Genomic DNA, 19,559 nt, shown 5'->3' on the forward strand with positions numbered 1-19,559 from the left:
GAAAGAAGTTCACGAACTTCCATTTCTACTAGCTCAAGTAGCTCTTCATCATCAACCATGTCACATTTGTTCATGAATACAACGATGTAAGGAACGCCAACTTGGCGAGAAAGTAGGATGTGCTCACGAGTTTGTGGCATAGGACCGTCAGTCGCAGCAACTACTAAGATAGCGCCGTCCATTTGAGCAGCACCAGTGATCATGTTTTTAACATAATCGGCGTGACCAGGACAATCTACGTGTGCGTAGTGACGAGTAGGAGTATCGTACTCAACGTGTGAAGTTGAGATTGTGATACCACGCTCGCGCTCTTCTGGAGCGTTATCGATTGATGCGAAATCTTTAGCAACACCGCCGTATACTTTTGCAAGTACGTTAGTGATTGCTGCAGTTAGTGTAGTTTTACCGTGGTCAACGTGGCCGATTGTACCAACGTTTACGTGCGGTTTTACGCGTTCAAACTTTTCTTTTGCCATGACGGAACCTATCAGTTTTGTGTATCTAGATTACATATGAAAATAATCCACCATAGGTAGATTAAGTTAATTTTTTCAAATTTCAAATAGTTTTTTCTGACAGATAAAGGAAGTGTTTAAGGCGATTCGATTGACTGGTGCTGATAGGCAGATTTGAACTGCCGACCTCACCCTTACCAAGGGTGCGCTCTACCAACTGAGCTATATCAGCATCATCAAATTGGAGCGGGCAGCGGGAATCGAACCCGCATCATCAGCTTGGAAGGCTGAGGTAATAGCCATTATACGATGCCCGCTTTAAGGAACCTGTTCTTAAACTACCTCTAACCGTCTAGAATAAAGTGGTGGAGGGAGCTGGATTCGAACCAGCGAAGGCTGAGCCGTCAGATTTACAGTCTGATCCCTTTGGCCGCTCGGGAACCCCTCCACGATAATTCTTTACTAAGCACTTCCGGTAAAAGGAAAGTGGTGCCGACTAACCGAGTCGAACGGTTGACCTACTGATTACAAGTCAGTTGCTCTACCAGCTGAGCTAAGTCGGCACTGCTTTAGTACGGGGCGAGATTCTAGAGTAAGGTTTATTGGGATGCAACCAAAAAATTAAAAAAAATGTGATTTAATGCTTCAAATGCTCACTATTCGCGCAAAAAGCTGTTTTTTTGTTGTTTTTAACTCTTTTTAGCTAACTCATACCAGTAATTTAAGCCTTTCATTACTAGCATTGGGTCGAAAATACTCTGTGAAAAATGCCCTTGTAACAGCTGACCATAACCACCCGCAAAAATTAAGAGGCTATTTTTTGTCTTTAAATGCAATCTTGCTTGCTCAATGGCACCCATAGTTGCCACTAAGGCTCCGTTTTTTAACCCATTAGGGGTGTTTTTTCCAAGCTCATTAGCAAATGGCGTGTTTGCATCATCAAATACCCGCTGAGTATTTTGAGTGAGTGATGAGGTCATTAAATCAAGCCCAGGTAATATCCAGCCTCCTAGATGCTGCCCATCATTATTGAGAACGTCTATAGTAGTAGCCGTGCCAGCATCAACAACAATAGCAGCCGTATTAGGGTAAAGCGTATAACCGCTAATAAGCGCCAACCATCTATCTATACCCAAATTACCTACTTGCTGATACGCGCAGCGCAACCCACCAAGCTCACTACTAACCGTAGCCTCAAAACAATCAATATTATGCGTTTTGGCTTGCGCTAATAATTGTTTAAGTAACTCGCTACGACCAACACAAGCGTAAATAACAACCGTAATTTGCTGCCATGAAATATTATTAATATCACATGGCTGTATTTGCCCGTTTTCCCACAATACGGCTTTGAGTGAAGTATTACCTACATCAATTAACAATCTCATGCTTGCGCCTTTCTTAATGAAATCTCGCCGCCATAATAACTTTTTACTTCGCCGTCTTGGCGAATACGTACACCACCGTGCGCATCTATACCTTCACAAATGCCACGCCAACTACGATGCCCAGTATTAAGCTCTACCTGCTCGCCTGCAAACGCATTTAATGCATTCCATTGTTGATACATAGTTTGTAAGCCGTTCTCGCGATATTGCGCTAAGCGCTGCTCTAACCAATAAGTTAATGAAGCTACTAATTGATTTTTATCTAGCTGCTGGGTGTGCTGACTTAAATCTGTCCATGCTTGGTCAATGTGCTGACTTGCACTTTGTGGCATATTTAAATTAATACCAATTCCTATCACCAACTGACAGGGCCCTTGTGGTTGCCCGTCTAATTCAACTAATACGCCAGCGAGCTTTTGTTTGTTTATGTAAATGTCGTTTGGCCACTTTAACTCTACATCAATACCATAAAGTGCTTTTATCGCATCATACACCGCTAAACCAACCGCAATCGATACACCCATAGCGGCTTGTAAACCATCATCTAATCGCCAAAAATAGCTGTAGTATAAGTTGGCACCAAATGGCGATTGCCATACACGCCCTCGACGCCCCCGACCTGCTTGCTGCATTTCGGCAACGATTACCGTGCCCGACTGAAGTGGTGTTTTAGCCTGAATGCGGCGCATTAGTTCGCTGTTGGTTGAATCAATGAGCGGCTGCACTTCAATATTAGCGGTATTTTGCCCTAACTCAGCATAAAGCTGTTGTATTTTTTCCTGATTAAGTAATCCTACTTGGTTATTTAAGCAATAGCCTTTACCTGTAACTTTAAATACATCTAAGCCCATAGCTTGTAGGCTTTGAATGTGTTTACTAACAGCGGCACGACTAATTCCTAATTCCTCTCCTAAAGCTTGCCCAGAGACAAACCCGCCTTTATTAAGCGCATTTAAAATAGCCAGCTTGTTTCCATCAGGTGCTTTCATGCTGATTGCTCCAAAGAGATATGGCATTCATTGTGTTGATCAATTAACCGCACTTCGTGTTCTAAGTTTATGTTATAGCGCGCTAAAACAGTGTTTTGAATATGGGTGATCATGCTGATCAAATCATCCCCTGTACTGTGACCATGGTTAACGAGCACCAAAGCTTGCTGCTGATGCACTTCAATACCGGCAATCTTATATCCCTTTAATCCCGCTTGCTCTATTAACCACCCCGCTGCAACTTTATGATGACCGGCTCCGTGTGGGTAATGAGGTAACTCAGGAAACTGCGCAAGTAACGGCACTAACGCAGCATTCGTAATAATGGGGTTTTTAAAAAAACTCCCAGCATTAGCTAGTTTATAAGGGTCTGGGAGTTTGCTATTGCGTGTTTGTATCACCTGCTCACATACTTGCTGTGGCGTCGGGTTTTTTAGTTGTTGTAGCGGTCCATAACTGAGTACTGGTTGCCATATTTTTGGCAGTTTAAAGTGCACTTGGGTGATCACCGCTTTATTTTTTAACGCGTGTTTAAAAACCGATTCACGATAAGCAAAGTGGCATTGCTGATTAGTTAAAGATTTGAAGCAGTTGCTATTAATATCAAAATAGTCAACAGCTTCTATAAATTGTGCTATTTCTAAACCGTAGGCACCAATATTTTGCACTGGCGCAGCACCGACTGTGCCAGGTATGAGTGCTAAATTTTCAAACCCTGCTATGCTTTGCTCAAGCAAGTAAGTCACTAATTGATGCCAATTTTCACCGGCAGCCGCACTGACTAAAAAATCATTTTCCCGTTCAGTAATATTAATTCCTTGGGTCGCCATTTTAATAACCGTGCCAGCATAATCATTTAAAAAAATGGTATTACTGCCCTCCCCTAACAGACAAAAAGGCGCGTTAAAGCTCTGAGTTTGAAGCTGCGCTGAGTCGGTGATCTCAATAAAATTTTGGCATTGGCTACTTAATGCAAATGTATGTAGGGGTTGTAATGAGTGCGCCACAAGGGTCCTAAAGGTACCAGTAATTAATCGCTCTAGTTTAACTCATCGTCGCAAATTGCGCATCAGCTTGTAAAAATTGTTCAACCCACTGTGGCAATCATGTTATAAAACGGGTACTTTTTTATTTGTACTCAAGGTAATTATGAAAATCAAACCTCTTTTTTTAAGCCTCGCTATGGCCGGTATGTGCTCGCAAGTAATGGCTAGCGCTATTGATCAAAATTCCTACGCCAACCTTGATGATGTTATCACCACGCATTTAAACCTTGATTTAGACATCGACTTTGCCGATAAGCAATTAGAAGGTTTTGTTGAGCATACGCTACAATGGCAAAACGCGAAAAGCACAAAGCTAGTACTTGATACCCGCGATCTTGATATTGATAAAGTGATGTATCAAACAGCCAATGGCAATTGGCATAAAGCCAGTTTTAACCTTGCTAATCGCGACGATGTTAAAGGCTCAAAACTAACCATTACATTTAAAAGCCAAGCTGAAAAAGTCCGTATTTACTACAACAGTCGCCCAGAAGCGTCGGGCTTACAGTGGTTAACGCCAGAGCAAACAGCCAGTAAAACGCACCCGTTTATGTATAGTCAATCGCAAGCGATACATGCACGTAGTTGGATCCCTGTGCAAGATACCCCAGCAATGCGTGTGACTTATTCTGCACGTATTCATACCCCTGAAGATGTGCGTGCGGTAATGAGTGCCGATAATAAAGATGCCCTTTATAAAGACGGTGATTACCACTTCAATATGCCACAAGCAATTTCGCCTTACCTAATTGCGATTGGTGCTGGTAACTTAGAATTTAAAGCGATGTCTAAACAAACCGGTATTTTTGCTGAACCGACTATTTTGGATGCCTCAGTTGCTGAGTTTAATGACACCCAAGCGATGATCGACAAAACCAATGCGATGTATGGTGAATATGCTTGGGGTCGCTATGACTTACTTATGCTACCGCCTAGCTTCCCATTTGGTGGCATGGAAAACCCGCGTCTATCATTTATTACCCCAACCGTTGTTGCTGGCGATAAAAGCCTAGTTAACCTGATTGCACATGAGCTTGCTCACTCTTGGTCTGGTAACTTAGTAACCAATGCCACATGGGAAGACTTATGGTTAAACGAAGGATTTACCTCTTACGTTGAAAACCGCATTATGGAAGAAGTATTTGGTCGCGACCGTGCAGTAATGGAGCAAGCGCTTGATGCTGCTGGTCTGCGTGCGCAACTTAAAACCATTGATGCACCAGACACTCGCCTTAATTTAAAACTTAATGGCCGCGATCCGGATGATGCGTTTAGCTCAGTGCCTTACACAAAGGGTCAGCTATTTTTAATCTACCTAGAAGAAAAATATGGCCGTGATAAGTTTGATGACTTTGTTAAAACTTACTTTAATGAATTTGCGTTTAAATCGCTAACCACTGCGCAATTTGTGACTTACATCAAAGCTAACTTAATTGAAAAGTACCCTGGTGTAGTGAGCATGGATAAAGTGAACGAGTGGATTTTTGAGCCAGGTTTACCAAGTGATGCACCTAACCCTACCTCTGATGCGTTCGATAAAGTAGATGCTGCAACACAAGCATGGTTAAAGGGGGATACAACTGCCGCACAATTACCTACTGCAAATTGGACAGTGCATGAGTGGCTGCACTTTTTAAATAACCTACCGCGCGATTTAAGCATTGAAAAAATGACTGAATTAGACGGCGAGTTTAACTTAACCCAATCAACTAACGCAGAACGCGCATTTGCATGGTACATGCTAGCAGTGGGTAACGGTTACCAACCGATTTACCCTGCGCTTGATAAACACTTATCGGGTATTGGTCGTCGTAAGCTAATAGTGCCACTTTACAAAGCACTTATTACACATGGTAAAAAAGGCTGGGCACAAAGCGTGTACTTAAAAGCACGTCCGGGTTATCACCCACTTGCACAAGGTACCATTGACGCGTTATTTGAATAAATAATAGCGTTACCAATAAACTAAAAAGGGCCAATTTGGCCCTTTTTTAATGCTTAATTATTTTGTTACTTTATCTAAAAAAGCCTGCCTTTCAGCGAGCGTTGCTTGTTGCCACCAAAAGTCGAGCATATTTGCCGCACTTGGCATGCCTTTTCCATTAATTGGCGTAATCGGTTTAATGGGACGACTCGGTTTTTGCGGGCCCGCTGGGGTTGCTGTTGTTTGCTGGTTAAACTGTGCGCTTTGAACTTGTCGTTCGGCAATAATATTTAATGGCTTAGCTAAGGTGCTGCCTTTTGCTTTTAAACTCACTTGCGGTGCCTCAGCAAATACTTTTGCCGCTACCGCATTTTCAGCACGATTAAATACTAAGGTGTAATCTTTACCCGCTTCAATGGTTACATTCACCCAAAAAGGTTCTGACTCAATCACTTCATGATCGTCATAACCTAAGTCATATAAATCTGTGTATTTAAGTTTTAGCTGATAAGTACCCGGTGCTAATTCAACATCATCAACACGACTAAAAAGCGAACTTTCAATTATTCGTTCACCCACTTGCAAAGGAACAAATTCCTCAGGAAAGTGAATATTTTCTGCCAAACTCGATGCACTCACTAAGAGCGCCGCTACACTGCCTAATAATATTGATTTACGCATAATTACTCCTTTAGTTGATTTCAGTTTGACACTGCTAGCAAAATTTGTCATTAGTGACACATATATTAATCAAATAAATTAGAGTCATCATTATGAGCCAAGAGACTATTTTTACTAAAATTATTAATCGCGAAATTCCAGCAGATATTATTTACGAAGACGATGACACGCTAGCGTTTAAAGACATTAATCCTCAAGCGCCATTTCATGTATTAATTATTCCCAAGCAACCAATTGCCACTATAAATGATATAAATAATGAAAACTCACATTTAGTTGGTAATTTATACACGGTCGCCGCAAAACTGGCCAAGCAACACAACTTTAGCGATGACGGCTACCGCGTTGTGATGAACTGTAATGAACATGGTGGCCAAACTGTGTATCACATACATTTACATATGCTCGCAGGTAAAGAAATGGGCTGGCCTCCATACCAAGAAACTAAAAAAACGGCGCTATAGTGCTTAGTTAAATCTTAGATTAGTTTAAAAAAATCAAAAATACGGCGTTTTTCTTACTACACGAAAAAAAACAATTACTTATTTGCAACATTTTATGTTTAAATAATCGGAAATCGCACCTTTTCTCCAGTGAAATAATGATTTTCTAATACAAAAGGTGTGTAGGGATTGTGGTAAAATTAATTAGCCAGCTTTATAAAAGAGTAAAAAAACATGAGCAGTTCAGCCTTTTTGTTGTTAGATGAAGAACCAATTAACACTATTGGTATTAACGTTTTAGAGCCATTGTTAAAAACGCAAGGCCTTGACGTAACTACGGGTACAAATATTTTAGATGTTCCGGTAGGTACTCGCTTATTGTTCATTGAAACATCAAGTAAAGACGCATGGACAAAGCTAAAAGAGCAACTCGTTAATTTACGCATCAAGTGCGATATTGTGTTGTTCAATTTAGATGAAAACCCAGAGCTTGCTAATCGCGCATTACTTAGCGGTATTCGTGGTGTATTTTACACCACAGATAATGCCGATGTACTCATGAAAGGGATTCGTTTATTACTCGAAGATCAGCTTTGGTATCGTCGTGACATTATGTGTAATGCGCTTAACCGCATGCTGCAATTTAATAAAGATGCCCTGCATAAGCTAACTGATGGTGATATTGAACCAATAAAGCTAACGAAGCGTGAAAAAGCAATTATCTCGTTAATGAGTAATGGTTCTAAAAATAAAGAAATTGCTGAAGAGTTAAGTATTAGCCCGCATACGGTTAAAACTCATTTATACAGTGCATTTAGAAAAACTAAATGTCGTAACCGTATTGAATTACTTTCTTGGGCACAACAAAACATTCCTGACGAAATTCGTTAACGTTTGTTTGAATAAATACCATACAGGCACTTTAAGTGCCTGTTTTTATATCTTCTTTAAAAAACGCTGTTGGGGTCTTAATGCTCGACTCATTTACGCTTTATTTTGCCAGTATCGCCGTTATGACAGTGATGACGCTACTGAACTTTTTAACCTGGCGTACCAATAAGCATGTTCCCGGCACGTTACTTTATATTTTCTATCCTTTACTGCTATTAGCTGCCATTGTTAGTTTTGCGCTAATAGGCAAAATTCCTGATCAGATTGCCATTACCCTTGCTAATAACATGATGTTTTTAGCCTCTATTGTGCATTGTTTGTCACTGAGTCAATTTTTAAATTATCATGGTCGTGGCCTTAAGTTTGTTTGCCTATTTACAGCGCTCAGCGCTTTGCTGCTTGTTTATTTCACATTTTTACAGCCCTCAATGCGCTCACGGGTATATATTTCTGATTTGCAGCATATTGTAGAGGCCACTTTTTTATTATTTATATTTATAAAATATGCGCGAAAACCCTACCCTAACGCCAGTATTGTTTACATAATTATTTTAACTTTAGTTGCAGCAAGTTTTATTACCCGAAGCCTATTTATGGATGACATTGCACAACAGGATGCCATTTTAAATTCATGGTTTAACTCACTGTTATTTTTAAATAGTGTTATTGCCCCCATGTTCTATGCTGCAGGTATGGCGTTGTTATGTAATGAGCGCAGGGAATTACGACTTAATAAACTCACCGAAAAAGCTCATAAAGATTTAGAAATTCGCGGACTGTTTTTATCCACCATCAGCCATGAAATACGCACACCACTAAACGGCATATTAGGCAGTGCACAACTGGTATTAAATCAAACCAGCGACAGCCGTAACAAAGCCTATTGTGAGGCCATTATCAACTCAGCTGAGTCACTCAACTTACTGGTAGATAAAGTGCTGGAATATGCAAGCTTAGATCAGCACGACGAAGCCCTGTACGAAGAAGACATAGAGTTTAAAACGTGGCTGCAAAACTTATGTTTGCTGTTAAGCCCTCTGGCCGAACAAAAACAACTTAAATTTGAGCTCGCCTGTAATATCCCCGACAAAGCCTGTTACTACTGCGACCAACAAAAACTCAGACAAATTATTATTAACCTTGTCGGTAATGCGATTAAATTTACCGATACGGGGATGGTAAAAGTACAAATAGACTTAATTAATGAAACCCAGCTAGATCATACCCTTAAAGTAAGCGTACTCGATTCAGGCCCTGGTATTGAAAAAGATGAAATTGATTATTTAACTGAGCCCTACATTCAAAGCAGTGCCGGTAAAGAAAAAGGCGGAACAGGTCTAGGACTAGCTATAACCAGTCGCCTTCTCGATAAAATTAATAGCCAGCTAGAAATTACCAGTGAGCTGGGAGTAGGCAGTGTATTTAGCTTTAACATGACGTTAGCTATTGGTGAGCTTAGTCTCGTAGAGCAACGCCATCAAAGTAAGGACTATTTAACCGGACTCGATGTATTACTTGTTGAAGATTTAGATCTGAACCAAAAAATTGCCGTTGAATTTATGGCTGACGACGAGCATAAAATTAAGCTCGCTAAAGATGGCAAAAGTGCGATTGAGTTGATGAAAAAATACCACTTTGATGTGGTGCTACTTGATATGAACTTACCCGATTTAACAGGGCAACAGGTACTAAAAACTCTCAAACGGGTGGAGCATAAAAATCAGCGAACGCCGGTGCTGGCCTTTACTGCCAGTTTGAGCCCTGATGAAATAAAAGAATACTTAGCACTGGGTATTAAAGACATTGTTGGCAAGCCATTAAAGCAAGAGAAACTACGCCAAGCATTGAGTGATTCACAGTCAACACAAACAGCTAATATTGCTGTCGAGCTGATTGATACGTTATACGATGAAACCGCAACAGACACCCTGACAAGCTCTTTTAGTATTGATGAAGTATCTTCTATCTATAATGAATTTATTCTTTCTGCTCGTAATAAGCTGAGCCGTTGCCAAGCTTTATTAGAGCAAGACACCGAGCAATGCATTAAGTTATTACATCGCCAAGCTAGCACCGCTATGCAACTTGGTTTTAATAGCTATGGACTAGCTCTAAAAAAAATTGAGCGACGCTTACTAGATAAAAAACCATTAAATAACTCGTTAAATGAAGCCAGCACACTGTGGCAACACAGTTTAGAGGCGTATTTAAAGTATGTACGGCAAGGACTAGGGTAAAAACGGGCTACGGGCTACGGGCTACGGGCTACGGGCTACGGGCTACGGGCTACGGGCTACGGGCTACGGGCTACGGGCTACCAAGTTTTACTGCAGTGACAAATAATCAAGCATTTTCACTATTTATACTGTTATTTTCTGCCGTATATATCGTCAAATCGCTCTATATCGCTTTCATCTAAAATGGCACCCGTTTGCACTTCAATAACAACTAAGGGCTCGGGCTGATTATTCGCTAAACTGTGCAGCTGTTTTGCAGCAATATAACAAGACTGGTCATGGGTCAGCGTTAAGCTTTGCTGGTCAATACATATATCTGCAGTGCCCGACACCACAACCCAATGCTCAGCGCGATGCTGATGACGCTGCGTTGAGAGCCTAGCCCCACTATTAACGGTTATTTTTTTTACTTTAAAACCGATACTTTCTACCAGCGTACGATAATTTCCCCAAGGGCGGTAAACCACCTGATGGTGTGTCAGTTTGTTATTATGTGTTGTTGTCAATTGCTTGAGTAATAACGGGAGGGCATCAAGCGCATTTTGATCAGCAATTAAAGTGGCGTCGTGGGTATGAATAACCGCTAAATCGCTTACCCCTAACGTCGCTATTGTGTGTCCATCTTCGCTAATAACTAAGTTGTTACTACTGTTTTGGGCGATATGTTCTTGGTGTGGGCTATTACCCTGTGGATCTTTTTTACTCAACGCTGCGAGTGCAGAAAAACTACCCACATCGCTCCAATTTAATGCAACGGGCATTACCACCACATTATTACTACGCTCTAAAATAGCATAATCAATCGAGTCACTTGGGCAAGATTCAAGTGCATGAGTATTTGCTCTTGTAAACGCTAAGTCTTGTTTAAAATCAGTGGCACTAGCAACACTTTTAGCTATTTTTGGCGCAAAGCGTTCCAGCTCTTTTAGATATGCAGCGGGAGTAAATAAAAACATTCCACTGTTCCAACTATAACCGCCCTCAGTTAAATAGGTTGATGCAGTTGCTAAATCAGGTTTTTCTTTAAACTGGTCTACCTCAAAGCAAGCAGTACCTATAATTGCTGTGCCCTGTTTGATATAGCCATAACCGGTATGCGGCTCTGTTGGCGTAATTGAAAATGTAACTAATTTACCTTGCTCAGCCAGTGTCACCGCATCAGATAACTGAGCAGTTAATGGCATAAAATCTTCAATATAATGATCGGCAGGCATCACCAACAAAGGACCTGTAATATTATTTTTTAATGCATAGTGCGCGGCAAGGGCAATGGCTGGTGCGGTATTTTTGCCTTCTGGCTCAAGTACTATGGCATGGGGCTTTGCAAATGCTGCCTGCTGCGCGGCAATAAATCGATGCTGCTCATTACAGACCAAAATAGCGGGATTAAAGTCCTCAGTTGCAACACGCACTAACGTGCTTTGCAATAACGACTGCTGGTTTTTATTATCAAGCAAAGATAAAAACTGCTTTGGCATTGCTTGGCGCGACAGCGGCCAAAGCCGTGTGCCAATGCCGCCAGCTAAAATTACCGGTGTAATAAGGGTTGTATTCATAAAGCCGCCAATAAAAATATCAGCGGCTATTTTAGCACTTTATCGGCTGGGCGCTAATTTATACCAATGTAAAAGCATCAGCATCTAAATGTGCCGGAAATTTAGCTCTAAACTCATCAAGCGGCGCTTTATTTAACATGATTGTTAGTAGTGCTTGCTGGTCGTCATTCGCTTTAATCAGTGGCTCACCTTTAAAGTCATACACTGCAGTTCCACCACTGTGAGCAATACCATTGCCATCTTCACCAACCCGGTTTACGCCAACCACGTAGCATAGGTTTTCCATTGCTCGTGCCATTAATAAAGTGTCCCATACATTGCGCCTTGCTGCTGGCCAATTGGCAATATTTATCATCACGTCGTAGTCATTGTTATTGCGCTGAAACACCGGAAACCGTAAGTCGTAGCATACTTGTGGCAATATTTTAAACCCATTGAGTTCAAACACTTCACGCGTTTGTCCTGCCACTACAAACTCGCCTTCGTTACCTAAACAAAATAAGTGCCGTTTATCGTAATAGCTCACTTCTCCATTTGGTTGTACCCAGTAAAACCGATTCGCTTTTTTACTTCCTTGGGTTACCAATACCGAGCCTGCAATTACCGCATTATAGTGCTTCGCCTGTGCCTTGAGCCAACTCAGTACTGAGCCATTTTCAGCTTCGCCACAGTCAAGGTTAACCGCAAATCCAGTGGCAAAGGTTTCAGGAAGTACAATTAAATCAGGTTGATTGGTGATATTAGCAAGCTGTTTTTCAAACATAGCTAAATTGGCTTTTTTATCGAGCCAATGCAGCGAGCTTTGTAATAATGCGAAGGTTAAAGTTGACATAAAATATGTGCCGCCTCTATTAAGGTTTGATCATTTTTAGCAAAACATAAACGAATAACTTTATCATTGCTTGGTTGCTGATAAAACACGCTCAGTGGAATGGCTGCAACGCCTGCTTGTTCTGCTAACCATTGGCAAAATTCTACGTCATTTAAATCCGATACATCACTGTAATCAAGCAGTAAAAAGTAAGTGCCTTCACTTGGTAAAATGCTAAAGCGGCTATCTTGTAGAGCATTACTGAGCACATCGCGTTTTTGTTGATAAAACTCACTTAGCGCATCCACATGCTCACCTTGCTGTTCTAACATATCGGCGAGTGCATGTTGCGCAGGCGTGAAGCTTGAAAAAGTCACATATTGGTGAATTTTACGAAACTCGACCGCAAGTGTAGCGGGTGCGATGCAGTAACCCATTTTCCAACCAGTGCTATGAAAAGTCTTGCCAAAGCTTGAGATCACAAAGCTGCGAGCAAACAATTCCTCATCTCGTAACACACTTAAATGTGGTTGCTTATCAAAAGTAATATGCTCGTATACTTCATCACTTATCAGGTATAAATCATGCTCGATGACTAAGGCTTTTAGGGCATTAATATCGTGCTGTTTTAACGTTTTACCACTTGGGTTATGTGGAGTGTTGATAATAATAGCCCGCGTTTTGCTATTAATAGCCGCAGCCACCGTTTGCCAGTCAATTACATAACTCGGAGCATGCAGAGCAATATTAACTGACTTACCACCGGCCAATTCAATCGCTGGCTGGTAAGAGTCATAAGCAGGGTCAAATACAATGACTTCATCACCTTCGCGCACTAGCGCTTGAATGGCAACAAACAGCGCCTCGGTTGCCCCTGAGGTTACCGTTACTTGCTGCGCGGCATCTATTTCAACCGCATATTTTCGTTTTGCTAACTGGGCAATTTGTTGCTGCAGGCGCGGTACACCAGATGAAGGTGAATATTGATTAACTCCTTCAAGCACATAATGATTAAGCTGTTTTTTAAGTAGCTCAGGAGCATCAAACTCAGGAAAACCCTGCGATAAATTAATCGCTTCGAATTGATTTGCTAAAGCAGTCATTTGACTAAAAATACTGGTGCCTAAATTTGGCAATTTACTTTCAAACACTGGTTACCCTTAATGATGGTTTTACGCCCAAAGCGATGCTATCATTGCTTAAAACAGAAGTATAGCCGTCTAAAAAAATAGCTTTATGCTCATTAGTGAGGAATGTATGCAAAACAATACCGCTATTTCAGAACTTATTGAAGCCGGAAAATGGGTCAGTCAAAAAGGTTGGGTACCCGCAACAGGTGGAAACTTTTCAGCCCGCACCAGCACGGGCTTTGTAGTCACAGCCAGTGGCCACGACAAAGGCGCGTTAATGCCTGAGCATTTTCTACAATTAAATCATTTAGGTGAGCGTGTTGCTGGGGCAATAAAACCCTCAGCCGAAACACAACTGCATTTGAGCTTGTATCAACTTATTCCTGACGCGCAATATGTTTTACATACTCACTCGGTAGCGGCAACTGTACTTTCAAATATTATTCAACGCCATCAGCTTGAACTAACCGGCTACGAGATGCAAAAAGCGCTCAGCGGTATTACATCGCACTTAGAATCACTGGCCATCCCTATTTTCGATAACGATCAAGATATAGACCGTTTAAGCCTACTTGTGAGCGACCATCACTTACACTCACCAATTAAGCATGCCGTATTGATCAGAGGTCATGGTTTATATGCTGTTGGCCGTAACATTGATGAAGTTCGCCGCCATTTAGAGGCATTAGAGTTTTTATTTAGTTGCGAGCTAGAACGCTTAAAAATAACAGGAACCGCACTATGATCAAAGCATTGCTAACTGATATTGAAGGCACTATTACGCGTATTTCGTTTGTAAAAGATGTGCTATTTCCTTATGCCGCACAACAACTGCCTGCATTTGTGCGCGGTCACACAGAACAGCCTGAAGTAGCAGAACAAATTAGCGCTGTAAAAGCTGAAATTAACGAGCCTAATGCCGATATCGACACCGTTATTAGCACTTTACTTACTTGGATTGAAGAAGATAAAAAAATAACGCCACTTAAGCAATTACAAGGTTTAATTTGGCAAACAGGCTATGAAAACGGTGATTTTACTGGTCACTTATACCCAGATGCTTATCAATTTTTACAACAACAAAAGCAAGCTGGCCAACAGTTATACGTTTATTCGTCGGGCTCTGTGAAAGCACAGCATTTAATTTTTCAGTATTCTGACTTTGGCGATATTCGCCCACTATTTAGTGATTACTTTGATACCAAAGTAGGCGCCAAACAAGCGCCAAGCGCCTATGAAAACATAATAACGCAATTGCCTTTTAACCCAGACGAAGTATTGTTTTTAAGTGATGTAGTTGCAGAGCTTGATGCTGCAAAAACCGCTGGGCTTAAAACTTTACATTTAATTCGCGATGGGCAAGAAAGCTCATCAAAGCACAGCTACATTAACGATTTTAGCCAATTTAAAGCGGAGCATTTAGCATGAGCCAACTCACTATTTTTGCAGATTCTGACGCCACTAATGCACTGCTGACCAGTAGTGACGTTCAAAATATTGCCGCTGAACTTGCTAAGGTTAATGTGCGTTTTGAGCAATGGCAGGCAAATACCGAGATCACTGAAAGCACCAGTAATAATGATATTTTAACTGCCTACAGCGGCGATATTGAACGCTTAAAACAGCAAGGCGGCTATCAAACTGTTGACGTTATATCACTAGCTAAAGGCAACCCTGATGCTTCAGAATTACGCAAAAAGTTTTTATTTGAACACACTCACAGCGAAGACGAAGTGCGCTTTTTTGTAAAAGGCCAAGGGTTATTTTGCTTACACATTGGCAGTAAAGTGTACCAAGTACTTTGCCAACAAGGCGATTTGATCTCAGTACCTGAACTGACACCTCATTGGTTTGATATGGGTAGCGTCCCAGAATTTACCGCTATTCGTCTATTTAACAATACACAAGGTTGGGTAGCACAAAGCACGGAATCACCGATTGCAGAGCACTTTCCATTATTACCGTAAGTTAATCATTCAAAACCCTGGTCCACACTAATAAACATAACGTGGACCAAACGCATCGCAAAATTACTTCAGCTTTAAGAGCACGCCATTTTCTACCTGACTCTGGTTATAAACACCGGTATCTAACACCCACCCAGTAACCAACTTTGCGGGTGTTACGTCAAATGCGGGGTTATATACATTAGCATTAGTGGGAGCCCACAATGCCTCGCCAAAACTACCACTAACACCACGCACTTCTTGTGGATTACGTTGCTCTATTTCTATATCGCTACCTTGGGCAGTCTTTACATCAAGCGTAGTAACCGGTGCCACCACATAAAATGGAATATTATGAAAATGCGCAAGCACCGCTAAATTATAAGTACCGACTTTATTGGCAAAGTCGCCATTAGCAGCAATACGATCAGCCCCTACAACAATTTTATCTACCTTACCTGCAGCCATTAAACTGGCCGCCATGTTATCGCAAATTAGCGTGTAAGGTATTTGCCAACGCTCCAATTCAAACGCAGTTAAACGCCCACCTTGCAGTAAGGGGCGCGTTTCATCCACCCACACATGGACATTGCCATGGACTTGTTGTGCTTTATAAATAACACCCAATGCAGTACCTATGCCCGCAGTGGCTAAAGCGCCGGTATTACAGTGAGTTAATATATTGTCGCCGCTATTTATTAGCTCGGCACCACGTGTTGCCATACGCTCACATAGCTCAATGTCTTCAATAAATAACTGCTCAGCCGTTGCAACAATACTGGCAACATAATCAGTTTGTTTAAGCGCTTGGCGCAACGCCGCCATACAATGCATTAAGTTAACCGCTGTTGGGCGAGTGGCTTCTAGCTCATTTATGGCGGTTGCAAGCGCGTCTCTAGTCATACCTTGCTCAGCTAAATAAGCAATTAATAAACTGGCCCCTAAGCCTATAAGTGGCGCACCACGCACTTTTAAGCTGATGATCAGCTCTTTCATGGTCTCTACAGTGTGGCATTCATGCCACACTTGTTGATGAGGAAGCAAATATTGATCAAGTACGCTCAGCGTACTATTTTCATATTTTAAACTGCTTGCGATTAAATTTTGCATAAGGCTCAAAAGATTAGAAGTGCGTAGGGTTATTTTACACCACTTTGAAGAACTCTCAAGTTAGACTTGTAGACATCTAAACATTTAAAGGTATAGAATGCTTAAATGCATCTTTATTGAGAATAAAACCATGACTAACTATGTTGCTTTTAATGCACAGCACGCTATTAATTACATCAATTCGTTAATTGAATCTAATCAATACGACTTTTTTAAGCCGGGGCAAGCGCTTGCCGCTTATGAGTTTGGTGACGGTAATCTCAACTTAGTATTTAGAATTACGGATGAGCAAAACAACAGTATTATATTAAAGCAAGCTTTACCGTATGCGCGTTGTGTAGGTGAGTCGTGGCCATTAACACTTGATAGAGCACGCATAGAGGCAGAAGTTTTACTTAATCATGGGGCTATTTGCCCTGCGCATACGGTTACTGTTTTACATTACAATAAAGACTTAGCCCTGACCATTTTAGAAGATTTAGGTGATATGCAAATTTTGCGTACAGCGCACAATAATGCTGAACAATTTCCAAACCTTGCTCACCACGTAGCTGTATATTTAAGCCAAACGGGCTTTTATAACTCTGATTTTTATTTATTAGCGCAAGATAAAAAAGCACGTATTAACCAATTTACCAACCCTGAACTGTGCCAAATTACTGAAGATTTATTTTTTAGCGATCCGTACACAGAGCATGAACGCAACAACTATCCGGCACAATTACAAACTGAAGTTGAGGCTATTCGTAAAAACGGGGCATTAAAACTTGAAGTAGCAAAGCTAAAAGCTAACTTTTTATCGAACCCACAAACCTTGTTGCATGGCGATATGCACAGCGGAAGTATTTTTGTTAATCAAACTACCACTAAAATGATCGACCCTGAGTTTGGCTTTTTTGGCCCTATTGGCTTTGATATTGGATCTTTTATCGGTAACTTACTACTAAATTACTGTGCTCAGCACGGTCGCATTGACGACTTTGTAGCACGTCGTAATTATCAAACCCATTTATTAAGTACATTGGTTGAATGCTACGCCACATTTGAACAACAGTGGTTTGAGCTCATAAATAAGCAAACAACTGATGAGACACTTAAAGCTTCAGGCTACGCAGAGTATTTTATGAAACATGTTTTACAAGATGCTATTGGCTACTGTGGCATAGAGCTAATTAGACGCACTATAGGCCTTGCTAATGTAATTGATATAGAAGGCATTACCGATGAGGCCGCACGGTTAAACGTACAAAAACAAACATTAGCACTGGGTGAGCAATTGATTTTAAATGCCCACACTTGCGATACTAAAGACGCGTTTTTCAGCTTGCTAATAAGCCATTTAAATTAGGGTCTGTTTGACCCTAAACTAAGTCTTTATTTTATTAAAAAAGGCGCTTTAAGCGCCTTTTAAGCTATATTTAATGATAGTGCTCGTACATTTTATCTAGTGGCTCAGAAAGACCGCTCTCTTGCACTATACGCACATGTTTGCGTTTTAATTCGCGAGCACTGGTAACGCCACAAGAATGTGCAATAAGCCCCGCACCGTAATGAATGTATTTATTATAATTTGCGACCCGCTGCGCTTTATCCTCAACATTTAAACCACGCTGTAAACGTTCATTATGCGTAGTAATTCCTGTGGGGCAGGTATCTTTATTACATTGCATAGCCTGAATGCAGCCTAGTGCAAACATATGTCCACGTGCAGACACAACAAAGTCGGCACCTAGTGCTAATGCCCACGCAACTTTTGAGGGCACAATTAATTTGCCAGAGACAATAATTTTAACTCGCTCTCTAAGGCCATGCTTTTTTAGTAACTGAATAACTAAAGGAAGACTTTCTTTTAGCGGTAACCCCACCGAATCGAGTAAAGACTGAGGCGCAGCGCCGGTACCACCATCAGCACTATCTATGGTAATGAAGTCGGGTGCAGACTCAATACCACGATGATTTATCTCGGCAAATAAACTTTCTAACCAAGCATGTTCACCAATTACCGCTTTAAAGCCTGTCGGTTTACCGGTTGTACTTCTTATCGTGGTGAGCATGTCTAAAATATCGTTTGGATTTTTTATTTCTGGGTGCCCATTTGGGCTAATTGAATCCTGCCCCTCAGGTATGCCTCTTATTTTAGCAATTTCAGCATTCACTTTTCGCCCAGGTAACATACCGCCTTTACCTGGCTTGGCACCTTGGCTCATTTTCAGCTCAAACATTTTAACTGCTGGGTGTGCAGCAACGGCTTTTAGTTTTTCTGTGCTTAAATTTCCCTGCTCGTCGCGTACACCATATTTAGCCGTACCAATTTGAAACACGATATCGGCACCACCTTCTAAGTGATACGGACTAAGTCCGCCTTCCCCCGTGTTCATCCAACAACCGGCTAATTTTGCCCCCTTTGAGAGTGCACGAACAGCAGGACTAGATAACGCGCCAAAGCTCATGCCCGATATATTAAATAACGAATTTGTGGTGTAAGGAAATTTACAATAAGGCCCAAGCGTTACGTTGCTAGGCGCTAGGGCTTCTTCATCTAAGGTAGGAAATGCGCAGTTCATAAACATTACGGTGCCTGTCGTTTCTAAGCTTTGGGTTGAACCAAAAGCAGCCGTATGATCAACATCTTTAGCAGCCCGATATACCCAACTGCGTTCGGCGCGATTAAAGGGCATTTCTTCACGGTCGAGAGCAAAAAAATACTGACGAAAAAACTCACCTTGGCGTTCAAAAAAGTAGCGAAAACGTCCAATTACTGGATAATTACGCCTAATAGCATGCTTTGTTTGGGTAACATCTCGAACATAAAAAATAGCAATTAATATAACCAGCAATCCAAATACAACAATAAATAAGCTGGCAAACACATCGATACTGAACATTATAAATTGACTCATTACTTATCCTTAAATGCTAAAAAAGCGTGATGTCATTAAATAACACCACACT

18 protein-coding genes and 4 tRNA genes are annotated in these 19,559 nt (G+C 41.2%); 8 read left to right on the forward strand and 14 right to left on the reverse strand.

The window, feature by feature from the left end; translation table 11 throughout:
• The 8 genes from QL984_RS06035 to murB form a co-directional block, all read right to left on the reverse strand.
• The coding region (locus tag QL984_RS06035) for a GTP-binding protein (RefSeq protein WP_273588146.1) at positions 1 to 476 on the reverse strand (476 nt) is incomplete at its 3' end.
• A 135-nt stretch (positions 477 to 611) separates the two neighbouring features.
• Positions 612 to 687 (reverse strand) — tRNA-Thr (locus QL984_RS06040).
• A gap of 10 nt (positions 688 to 697) precedes the next feature.
• Positions 698 to 772: transfer RNA gene (locus QL984_RS06045), tRNA-Gly, on the reverse strand.
• Between the two features lie 46 nt (positions 773 to 818).
• A tRNA-Tyr gene (locus QL984_RS06050) sits at positions 819 to 903 on the reverse strand.
• A 39-nt stretch (positions 904 to 942) separates the two neighbouring features.
• Positions 943 to 1,018 (reverse strand) — tRNA-Thr (locus tag QL984_RS06055).
• Positions 1,019 to 1,144: 126 nt separating this feature from the next.
• Entirely contained in the window at positions 1,145 to 1,843 is a 699-nt protein-coding gene (locus tag QL984_RS06060; RefSeq protein WP_024602234.1) for a type III pantothenate kinase, read from the reverse strand.
• Positions 1,840 to 2,832, reverse strand: a complete 993-nt coding sequence (gene birA / locus QL984_RS06065; protein ID WP_024602235.1) for a bifunctional biotin--[acetyl-CoA-carboxylase] ligase/biotin operon repressor BirA — start codon at positions 2,830 to 2,832, stop codon at positions 1,840 to 1,842. Before birA ends, QL984_RS06060 begins: the two co-directional genes overlap by 4 nt.
• Complete coding sequence (gene murB / locus QL984_RS06070) at positions 2,829 to 3,839, reverse strand: UDP-N-acetylmuramate dehydrogenase (protein ID WP_096038835.1); 1,011 nt, start codon at positions 3,837 to 3,839, stop codon at positions 2,829 to 2,831. The genes birA and murB overlap by 4 nt, the downstream gene beginning before the upstream one ends.
• Before the next feature lie 142 nt (positions 3,840 to 3,981).
• Here murB and QL984_RS06075 point away from each other — a divergent pair, with 142 nt between their 5' ends.
• On the forward strand, positions 3,982 to 5,823 hold the full coding sequence (locus tag QL984_RS06075; RefSeq protein ID WP_096038836.1) for a M1 family metallopeptidase: 1,842 nt from the start codon (positions 3,982 to 3,984) through the stop codon (positions 5,821 to 5,823).
• Positions 5,824 to 5,880: 57 nt separating this feature from the next.
• Here the strand turns inward: QL984_RS06075 and QL984_RS06080 are convergent, their stop codons facing one another.
• Positions 5,881 to 6,483: a DUF2057 domain-containing protein gene (locus tag QL984_RS06080; RefSeq protein ID WP_013466184.1), complete on the reverse strand. Its 603-nt coding sequence runs from the start codon at positions 6,481 to 6,483 to the stop codon at positions 5,881 to 5,883.
• 92 nt (positions 6,484 to 6,575) lie between these two features.
• On the opposite strand from QL984_RS06080, the gene QL984_RS06085 reads away from it, so the two are divergent.
• From QL984_RS06085 to QL984_RS06095, 3 genes are all read left to right on the forward strand, one after another.
• Complete coding sequence (locus QL984_RS06085) at positions 6,576 to 6,947, forward strand: histidine triad nucleotide-binding protein (protein ID WP_013466185.1); 372 nt, start codon at positions 6,576 to 6,578, stop codon at positions 6,945 to 6,947.
• A gap of 213 nt (positions 6,948 to 7,160) precedes the next feature.
• Positions 7,161 to 7,817 (forward strand): response regulator transcription factor, encoded by a 657-nt coding sequence (locus QL984_RS06090; RefSeq protein ID WP_008108518.1) that lies wholly within the window; start codon positions 7,161 to 7,163, stop codon positions 7,815 to 7,817.
• Positions 7,818 to 7,897: 80 nt separating this feature from the next.
• Complete coding sequence (locus tag QL984_RS06095; RefSeq protein ID WP_013466186.1) at positions 7,898 to 10,054, forward strand: response regulator; 2,157 nt, start codon at positions 7,898 to 7,900, stop codon at positions 10,052 to 10,054.
• A 131-nt stretch (positions 10,055 to 10,185) separates the two neighbouring features.
• On the opposite strand, the gene QL984_RS06100 is transcribed toward QL984_RS06095, so the two are convergent.
• From QL984_RS06100 to QL984_RS06110, 3 genes are read right to left on the reverse strand one after another with little or no spacing between them, the layout of a single operon-like run.
• On the reverse strand, positions 10,186 to 11,610 hold the full coding sequence (locus tag QL984_RS06100; RefSeq protein ID WP_016899073.1) for a mannose-1-phosphate guanylyltransferase/mannose-6-phosphate isomerase: 1,425 nt from the start codon (positions 11,608 to 11,610) through the stop codon (positions 10,186 to 10,188).
• A gap of 58 nt (positions 11,611 to 11,668) precedes the next feature.
• Positions 11,669 to 12,442 (reverse strand): amidohydrolase, encoded by a 774-nt coding sequence (locus tag QL984_RS06105; protein ID WP_016899072.1) that lies wholly within the window; start codon positions 12,440 to 12,442, stop codon positions 11,669 to 11,671.
• Positions 12,430 to 13,572: a methionine aminotransferase gene (locus tag QL984_RS06110; protein ID WP_013466189.1), complete on the reverse strand. Its 1,143-nt coding sequence runs from the start codon at positions 13,570 to 13,572 to the stop codon at positions 12,430 to 12,432. The genes QL984_RS06105 and QL984_RS06110 overlap by 13 nt, the downstream gene beginning before the upstream one ends.
• 106 nt (positions 13,573 to 13,678) lie before the next feature.
• Here QL984_RS06110 and QL984_RS06115 point away from each other — a divergent pair, with 106 nt between their 5' ends.
• Genes QL984_RS06115 through QL984_RS06125 form a run of 3 tightly spaced genes read left to right on the forward strand, consistent with a single transcriptional unit; the run spans position 13,679 to position 15,518 of the window.
• Positions 13,679 to 14,296, forward strand: coding sequence for a methylthioribulose 1-phosphate dehydratase (locus QL984_RS06115; RefSeq protein WP_013466190.1), 618 nt, complete (start codon positions 13,679 to 13,681; stop codon positions 14,294 to 14,296).
• Positions 14,293 to 14,979: an acireductone synthase gene (gene mtnC, locus QL984_RS06120; protein WP_016899071.1), complete on the forward strand. Its 687-nt coding sequence runs from the start codon at positions 14,293 to 14,295 to the stop codon at positions 14,977 to 14,979. The genes QL984_RS06115 and mtnC overlap by 4 nt, the downstream gene beginning before the upstream one ends.
• Entirely contained in the window at positions 14,976 to 15,518 is a 543-nt protein-coding gene (locus QL984_RS06125) for an acireductone dioxygenase (protein ID WP_128583419.1), read from the forward strand. Before mtnC ends, QL984_RS06125 begins: the two co-directional genes overlap by 4 nt.
• 63 nt (positions 15,519 to 15,581) lie before the next feature.
• Here QL984_RS06125 and mtnA read toward each other — a convergent pair whose 3' ends face one another.
• The gene (mtnA, locus tag QL984_RS06130) at positions 15,582 to 16,607 is read right to left on the reverse strand and encodes an S-methyl-5-thioribose-1-phosphate isomerase (protein ID WP_016899069.1); all 1,026 of its coding nucleotides are present in this window, start codon (positions 16,605 to 16,607) and stop codon (positions 15,582 to 15,584) included.
• Between the two features lie 130 nt (positions 16,608 to 16,737).
• Here mtnA and mtnK point away from each other — a divergent pair, with 130 nt between their 5' ends.
• A complete protein-coding gene (mtnK, locus tag QL984_RS06135; RefSeq protein ID WP_249365139.1) occupies positions 16,738 to 17,955 on the forward strand; it encodes an S-methyl-5-thioribose kinase in 1,218 nt (405 codons plus the stop codon).
• Between the two features lie 70 nt (positions 17,956 to 18,025).
• Here the strand turns inward: mtnK and QL984_RS06140 are convergent, their stop codons facing one another.
• Positions 18,026 to 19,507, reverse strand: coding sequence for an FMN-binding glutamate synthase family protein (locus QL984_RS06140; RefSeq protein WP_016899068.1), 1,482 nt, complete (start codon positions 19,505 to 19,507; stop codon positions 18,026 to 18,028).
• Positions 19,508 to 19,559 lie beyond the last annotated feature (52 nt).

It is taken from the genome of Pseudoalteromonas sp. APC 3495 (assembly GCF_030407645.1).
Lineage (GTDB): Bacteria > Pseudomonadota > Gammaproteobacteria > Enterobacterales > Alteromonadaceae > Pseudoalteromonas > Pseudoalteromonas tetraodonis.

Excerpts from the sequence above, each read along its gene's own strand:
- QL984_RS06060 (WP_024602234.1), bottom strand. The coding sequence starts at position 1,843 with ATGAGATTGTTAATTGATGTAGGTAATACTTCACTCAAAGCCGTATTG.
- birA (WP_024602235.1), bottom strand. The coding sequence starts at position 2,832 with ATGAAAGCACCTGATGGAAACAAGCTGGCTATTTTAAATGCGCTTAAT.
- QL984_RS06075 (WP_096038836.1), top strand. The coding sequence starts at position 3,982 with ATGAAAATCAAACCTCTTTTTTTAAGCCTCGCTATGGCCGGTATGTGC.
- QL984_RS06080 (WP_013466184.1), bottom strand. The coding sequence starts at position 6,483 with ATGCGTAAATCAATATTATTAGGCAGTGTAGCGGCGCTCTTAGTGAGT.
- QL984_RS06085 (WP_013466185.1), top strand. The coding sequence starts at position 6,576 with ATGAGCCAAGAGACTATTTTTACTAAAATTATTAATCGCGAAATTCCA.
- QL984_RS06090 (WP_008108518.1), top strand. The coding sequence starts at position 7,161 with ATGAGCAGTTCAGCCTTTTTGTTGTTAGATGAAGAACCAATTAACACT.
- QL984_RS06095 (WP_013466186.1), top strand. The coding sequence starts at position 7,898 with ATGCTCGACTCATTTACGCTTTATTTTGCCAGTATCGCCGTTATGACA.
- QL984_RS06100 (WP_016899073.1), bottom strand. The coding sequence starts at position 11,610 with ATGAATACAACCCTTATTACACCGGTAATTTTAGCTGGCGGCATTGGC.
- QL984_RS06105 (WP_016899072.1), bottom strand. The coding sequence starts at position 12,442 with ATGTCAACTTTAACCTTCGCATTATTACAAAGCTCGCTGCATTGGCTC.
- QL984_RS06115 (WP_013466190.1), top strand. The coding sequence starts at position 13,679 with ATGCAAAACAATACCGCTATTTCAGAACTTATTGAAGCCGGAAAATGG.
- mtnC (WP_016899071.1), top strand. The coding sequence starts at position 14,293 with ATGATCAAAGCATTGCTAACTGATATTGAAGGCACTATTACGCGTATT.
- QL984_RS06125 (WP_128583419.1), top strand. The coding sequence starts at position 14,976 with ATGAGCCAACTCACTATTTTTGCAGATTCTGACGCCACTAATGCACTG.
- mtnA (WP_016899069.1), bottom strand. The coding sequence starts at position 16,607 with ATGCAAAATTTAATCGCAAGCAGTTTAAAATATGAAAATAGTACGCTG.
- mtnK (WP_249365139.1), top strand. The coding sequence starts at position 16,738 with ATGACTAACTATGTTGCTTTTAATGCACAGCACGCTATTAATTACATC.
- QL984_RS06140 (WP_016899068.1), bottom strand. The coding sequence starts at position 19,507 with ATGAGTCAATTTATAATGTTCAGTATCGATGTGTTTGCCAGCTTATTT.